This window comes from Pseudomonas sp. P5_B2 (assembly GCF_056400445.1).
In genome coordinates, this window is record NZ_JBFULH010000269.1 from 1 (window position 1) to 5738 (window position 5738).

Sequence of the window (5738 nt, forward strand, 5' to 3'; positions counted from 1 at the left end):
ACCCACTGGCGGCAGAAACTTGGGGATAAGTTTTTTCTGTTTGTAGGGGTGATGCGTTACTACAAAGGTTTGCACATCCTGCTCGACGCCTTGAAGGACCTGGATTACCCCACGGTGATAGTCGGTGCCGGCCCACTGGAAGCAGAACTCCATGCCCAGGCGGCGGCATTGGGCTTGCGCAACATTCACTTCCTCGGACGCCTGGGCGACGAAGACAAAGTCGCACTGTTGCAACTGAGCTACGCCATCGTGTTCCCGTCCCACCTGCGCTCCGAAGCGTTCGGTATTTCGCTGCTGGAAGGTGCGATGTACGGCAAACCTATGATTTCCAGCGAGATCGGCACCGGCACCAGCTACATCAACATTCACAACGAAACCGGGCTGGTAGTCCCTCCAAGTCATCCACAGGCCTTCCGTGAAGCAATGCGCACGCTGTGGGAAAACCCGACGCGTGCGGCGCAAATGGGCGTGAAGGCCGAGGCGCGTTATCGGCAATTATTCACAGCTGACGAGATGGGCCGCAAGTGGACCGAGTTATACGAAGAGCTGCTGGAAGAAAAGTCTCTGTCTTACGCGTAACCGCTTTCCTGTAGGAGTGAGCCTGCTCGCGATCGCGGTGTATCAGTCGACATCAATGTGAATGTCAGACAGCTATCGCGAGCAGGCTCACTCCTACAGGGGATTTTCTGTGTTTTCCGGATGGGTTACAGATCCAGCACCAACGGCTGCGAACCTTGCGCCGGCACCGCACAACAGATCAGCACTTCTCCTGCTTCGGGCACTTCTGCCGGCACCTGTGGATAAGTCACTGTCCCACTTATAAGGCGGGTCTTGCAGGTCCCACAGGATCCGCCGCGGCAACTGAACTCCGGGCGCAAACCACGGCTTTCGGCCAATTCCAACAAACTGCCGCTATCGGGCTTCCAGCGCGCCTCTTTGGCCGAACGCTCGAACACCACCGGCACCGATGTCGTGGCTGCCGGTGCTTGCTCGATGCGAACGGCATCCGGGTCAGGTATCCGGCGCAACGTCGACGGGCCAAAGGTCTCGGCGTAAATCCTCGAATCACGGATGTCCATCTCACGCAGTCTGTCGTACATCGCTTGGGTAAAACTGCCTGGACCGCAGAGGACAAAATCCAGCTGATCGTAGTCCTCCACCTCAAGCATGCTCTTGAGCAGGTCGACATCGATCCTCCCGGTCAGGTCGAAATCTTCCCCTTCGCGTGCATCGGGCTCCGGCTGACTGAGCAAACGCCAGACGTGCACTGCTTCGCCGAGCCCGTCGAGCAAGCGGTTCAGTTCCGGGTGAAACGGTTGGTCGGCCAAGGTTCGCGAACTCTGGAAGAACCAGGTCGGGCGGATGCTCCGTGTGCGCAGGCCTTGGTAAACCACCTCACGCACCATCGATAGCAGCGGCGTAATGCCAACGCCAGCAGCCAGCAATACCAACGGACGCCGCTCGTGCGGTGCCACCGTGAAATGCCCTTGAGGCGCGCGGGCCTCCAGCACATCACCGACACGAATCCGCTCATGCAAGTGCGATGACACCAACCCGTCACGCTTCACGCTGATACGGAAAAAATCATCAGACGGTGCACTCGACAGGCTGTACGTGCGGATATGTACGTCACCAGCAATGTTGAACCGCAGAGGCAAATGCTGTCCGGCCTGAAACACCGGCAGCCCGGCGCCATCGGCAGGCTCCAGATAGAAAGAACGGATGTTTTGGCTTTCCTGCTCGATACGCGCCACCCGCAGCGACCGCCAGTGATCACCCAAGGCCTTGGCTTGCAGACGCGCTGAGGCCTGCGCCCAACTGCCAGTCAGCAGACTGGTGGGCGACATGCCGTCAAAGCGCCAACGCAAGGCCAGCGCGGCAGGTCGGCGGACCACGCGCTCAACCTCGAAGTTCCACAGCCGCTCAGCGCCTTGAAAGGCGTCGATTTGCGGGCCATCGAGGATGATCTCGGTGCGCCCGCTGAGGTGCAGCAGGTCCCCTGAATTGAAGTCGATGAACAACAAACCGGCACGAGGATTGATCAGCAGATTGCCCAGAGTGTTGAAATGCAGGTTACCGGCGAAATCCGGAATGGTCAGGCGATTGCCCTCTACCTGTACGAAACCGGCCTGCCCGCCCCGGTGAGAAACATCCACCGAACGCTGGCCATCGACGTCCACGTAGCTGGCGACAAAGAACGTGTCCGCCTCGATGATCATGGCTCTGGCCGCGCCATCCAATTCATTAAAATGCTGTGCGACGCGGTTCGCAGGGTCCGCCAAAGGTACCGAGYGAAACTGGCGCAATTGAATGTATTGCGGGCAATTGCCGAAGGATTGCTCCACCGTCACGCCGAATCCACCGGCCGTCATGCTGCCGACTCGACCATTGAGGCGGTTGCGACGTCGGGTGTGCAACTCGATACCGAGTAGTCCGATGGCGTCCCCGTTTCGCAGTTGAGCGGGGTCATCGGCACTCGGCAAACAGTCGAACTGCAGCCGCGAAGGATCGGGAGAATGAGCGAAACCTGGTGGTCCTTCAAGAATGCTGGCCCAAGGGTTGCCATCAACATCTACGGCGCCGTACAGCATGAACGGCAGTTGCTGATAGAACGCGCGGTGCTGGTCCGGCATCTGATTGCGAATCACCCTACGACCGAACGCCTCCATTCGCTCGGCAACGCCCACATGAGCCTGCAGCTGTTTCTCGCCGGCGTGCCATGGTGAATGTTCCATAACGGCTCTCCCCTGCGCCCATCGCGCACAGTGAACGGCCCGATCATGTCGGGCCGTCGTATCAGGCTGTTTTTTGCAGACCCGCCACGGTGCGCGGCATGCCGACAAACCCTGGCAAGGCCTCAATGCGGGCCAGCCAGGCGCGGATATTGGCGTAGTCGTCCAACGACACATTGCCTTCCGGCGCATGGGCGATGTAGCTGTAGGCGGCCACRTCGGCGATGGTAGGCTCGGCGCCAGCCAGGTACGGCGTTGTGGCCAACTCTTGATCGATCACTTTGAGCACGGTGTGGGAGTAATCGATGACCTCTTCAGCGTTGTAAGGCGCACCAAACACCGTGATCAGCCGCGCCCTGGCCGGGCCAAAAGCAATTGGCCCGGCGGCAACGGACAACCACCGCTGAACCTTTGCAGCTGCAACTGGATCGGTAGGTAGCCAGCGGCCATTGCCATATTTCTGCGCCAGATACACCAGGATCGCGTTGGAATCGGCCAACACCACGCCTTGATCATCAAGCACCGGAACCTGACCAAACGCATTGAGCGCCAGAAAGCCCGGTCGCTTGTGCTCACCCTTGGCCAAATCGACCAGGATCAGCTCGGTCGGTAATTGCAGCAACGACAACATCAGTTCCACACGGTGAGCATGGCCGGAACGAGGGAAGTTGTAGAGTTTGATCGCTTGCATGGTCGACTCCGCTGGGTGGTGGCGCCATTCAGGAAAGATCAGCACCGAGGGGCGCTATCTTCCACCCGCAACCAAAACATCAGAATAACCAACAAACGCAATCCATTATTTCATCCAGCGAAATAACCCATCACCCGCACAGGGCCGGATGCTCTCTTAATGCCTTCACTGTGAAGTCGACAAAACTGCGGACTCGCGCGGGCGCCTTGCGGCCCCCCTGGTACATCACATGAATGGGCAACGGAGGCAGCTCGACGTCAGCCAGAACGATCTCCAGCTCACCGGCGGCCACCTTGCTCGCCACTTGATAAGACAGGACCCGGGTGAATCCCAGCCCCAGGCATGCCGCCGTGATGGCCGCCTGATTGGCGGTGACCACCAGACGCGGTTCCGGGCGAACATTCAGCAGCTCATGCTCTACAAGGAATGGCCAGGTTTTGTGCTGCCCAATGGCCGATGTTGCAACGATCGGGGCACCACTGAGCTCATTCGGGTGCCTTGGCCTGCCGCGGCCCGCCAAAAACGCCGGGGAAGCGCAGACCACCCACCGCACCTCGCCCACGCGAATCGCATGTTGATTGCTGTCAGGCAGCTCACCGATACGCACCGCCACATCAATGCCCTCCTCGACCATGCTTACAATACGGTCGATCAATAATGCATTGATGCTGACTTCAGGAAATTGCGTGAGATAACCGACCATCAACGGCGTGACAAACATCTCACCGAACAAAACTGGCGCGGTGATCGTCAGTTGCCCACGAGGTTGGGCATGACTACCCGCCGCCGAATCCTCCGCTTCCTGCACTTCGGCAAGAATCCTCCGACAATCCTCCAGATAACGCTGCCCCGCCTCGCTCAAATGCACGCTGCGGGTCGTGCGCGTCAGCAATAGTGTGCCAATGCGCTTTTCTAGCGCTGCCACCGCCCGGGTGACACTGGCCGCCGACATCCCCAAGCGCCGTGCCGCCGCCGAGAAGCCTTGCTCCTGGGCGACGGCGGCGAAGACCTGCATTTCCTGGAATCGGTCCATGGGCGTGCCCTCATTAAAAATCAAAAATCGTCGCCGCAGCAGCTTCCTGTAGGTTGATCCTGATTCCAAGGGATCCAGGCTGGAAGCGTTTTCCAGCGACCTGATAACTGACACCGTTCAAGGATGACTTATGGCAGTACTGAGCAACCTGACCGAACGATTTCCCGATCTGATTGGCCCGGTCTTCTCTGAGGACCTGTACCCGCTGCCGTTCGTAGGACTGTTCGTCGACGGCGTGCCCGTGACCAGTGAGCATGACCGCCGTTGTCCTTTGGACAGTAACGCTCAATTGATTCTGATCAACGCCGTGGCAGGTGGTTGACATGCAATGCGACCTGAAGACGGACACCTCCCGTTACCCATTGAGCGGACAATTGTTGTCTATCGACTGCCTGGACAACACCTTCCATTTGTTGAGCATCAACAAAAAAACACGGAGCCGGCCCCCTGCGAGAACTCTTGGCGCCGCGACTACTCCTGCATGGCGCGACAGCGACTGGCTGTCACCCGACACACTGCATCACTGGATAGCGACACAAGCGCCATTTCAATTGGTCGATGTGCGCGATGTCAGCGAGCAAAAGCAAGATTCGCTAGGCGGCGAACTGATTCCGCTCAAAGACATCATCAAGCGGCAGGAAGAGCTCGTAACCACCCACCCTATCGCTTTCTATTGCAAATCCGGCCTCAGGAGCAAGTCTGCCCTACTGGCAGTTCGCAGCGTCAACCAGGAAGCGGAACTCTATAACCTTGAGGGTGGGATCGAGCAATATATGGCGATCTACCCTGATGAACGTCGTCTCGTAGTTTCTTTAACACCCCCTGCTTGTGCTGTAGCCCTATCTGGATCAAAGGCACATCAATGAGTCCAAATTTTTCAGGTATTACGTGGGGATTTCCCGACATCGACCGACGCTTGCTGAAAGTGCAATTCAGCTTTTTGCTGATGGTTCTGGGGGGACGGTGCAATCAATTGGCGGTGGCTTGGTGGGCCTTGCAGGAAACAGGCTCTGCGCTCTACTTCGCCAACATGATTGCCTGTTCTATTGCGGCGGAGGTATTAGCCAAACCCTTGTTGGGATGGCTGGGGGATAAGTACAACAAAATCCTGATCATCAAGCTGGCCTCATGGATCAGCCTGCTGACAGCGCTATTGATGGTGGTGCTGTCCGCCATGGGGTCGTTCAATCCCTGGACGGTGGGCGCGTTGATGATGATTAGCAGTGCGATCGTCGGCGTGCGCGACCCTCTCCAGGCGTCGATCATTCCACTGTTCGCAGAC

General features: G+C 58.2%; 6 protein-coding genes and 1 pseudogene. 4 read left to right on the plus strand and 3 right to left on the minus strand.

All coding sequences use genetic code 11. The features are described from left to right. Positions 1-579 (plus strand): glycosyltransferase (locus tag AC1DRJ_RS17960; RefSeq protein ID WP_477803342.1); only part of this gene is annotated, 579 nt, incomplete at its 5' end. 125 nt (positions 580-704) lie between these two features. Here the strand turns inward: AC1DRJ_RS17960 and AC1DRJ_RS17965 are convergent. From AC1DRJ_RS17965 to AC1DRJ_RS17975, 3 genes are all read right to left on the minus strand, one after another. Then, on the minus strand, positions 705-2735 hold the full coding sequence (locus tag AC1DRJ_RS17965) for a 2Fe-2S iron-sulfur cluster-binding protein (protein ID WP_477803343.1): 2031 nt from the start codon (positions 2733-2735) through the stop codon (positions 705-707). 61 nt (positions 2736-2796) lie between these two features. Then, entirely contained in the window at positions 2797-3423 is a 627-nt protein-coding gene (locus AC1DRJ_RS17970; RefSeq protein WP_477803344.1) for a glutathione S-transferase family protein, read from the minus strand. A 130-nt stretch (positions 3424-3553) separates the two neighbouring features. Continuing rightward, positions 3554-4456, minus strand: coding sequence for a LysR family transcriptional regulator (locus AC1DRJ_RS17975; RefSeq protein WP_477803345.1), 903 nt, complete (start codon positions 4454-4456; stop codon positions 3554-3556). 130 nt (positions 4457-4586) lie between these two features. Here AC1DRJ_RS17975 and AC1DRJ_RS17980 point away from each other — a divergent pair, with 130 nt between their 5' ends. From AC1DRJ_RS17980 to AC1DRJ_RS17990, 3 genes and pseudogenes are all read left to right on the plus strand, one after another. Further along, the gene (locus AC1DRJ_RS17980) at positions 4587-4778 is read left to right on the plus strand and encodes a MoaD/ThiS family protein (RefSeq protein WP_477803346.1); all 192 of its coding nucleotides are present in this window, start codon (positions 4587-4589) and stop codon (positions 4776-4778) included. 1 nt (position 4779) lies between these two features. Continuing rightward, positions 4780-5322 carry a rhodanese-like domain-containing protein gene (locus AC1DRJ_RS17985; protein WP_477803347.1) on the plus strand — a complete coding sequence of 181 codons (543 nt, stop codon included), beginning with the start codon at positions 4780-4782 and terminating at the stop codon, positions 5320-5322. Continuing rightward, positions 5319-5738 (plus strand): annotated as a pseudogene (locus tag AC1DRJ_RS17990) (MFS transporter); the annotation flags it as partial. The gene AC1DRJ_RS17985 and the pseudogene AC1DRJ_RS17990, both read left to right, overlap by 4 nt.

Coding starts and splice junctions, on each gene's coding strand:
- AC1DRJ_RS17980 (WP_477803346.1), top strand. CDS start 4,587: ATGGCAGTACTGAGCAACCTGACCGAACGATTTCCCGATCTGATTGGC.
- AC1DRJ_RS17985 (WP_477803347.1), top strand. CDS start 4,780: ATGCAATGCGACCTGAAGACGGACACCTCCCGTTACCCATTGAGCGGA.
- AC1DRJ_RS17975 (WP_477803345.1), bottom strand. CDS start 4,456: ATGGACCGATTCCAGGAAATGCAGGTCTTCGCCGCCGTCGCCCAGGAG.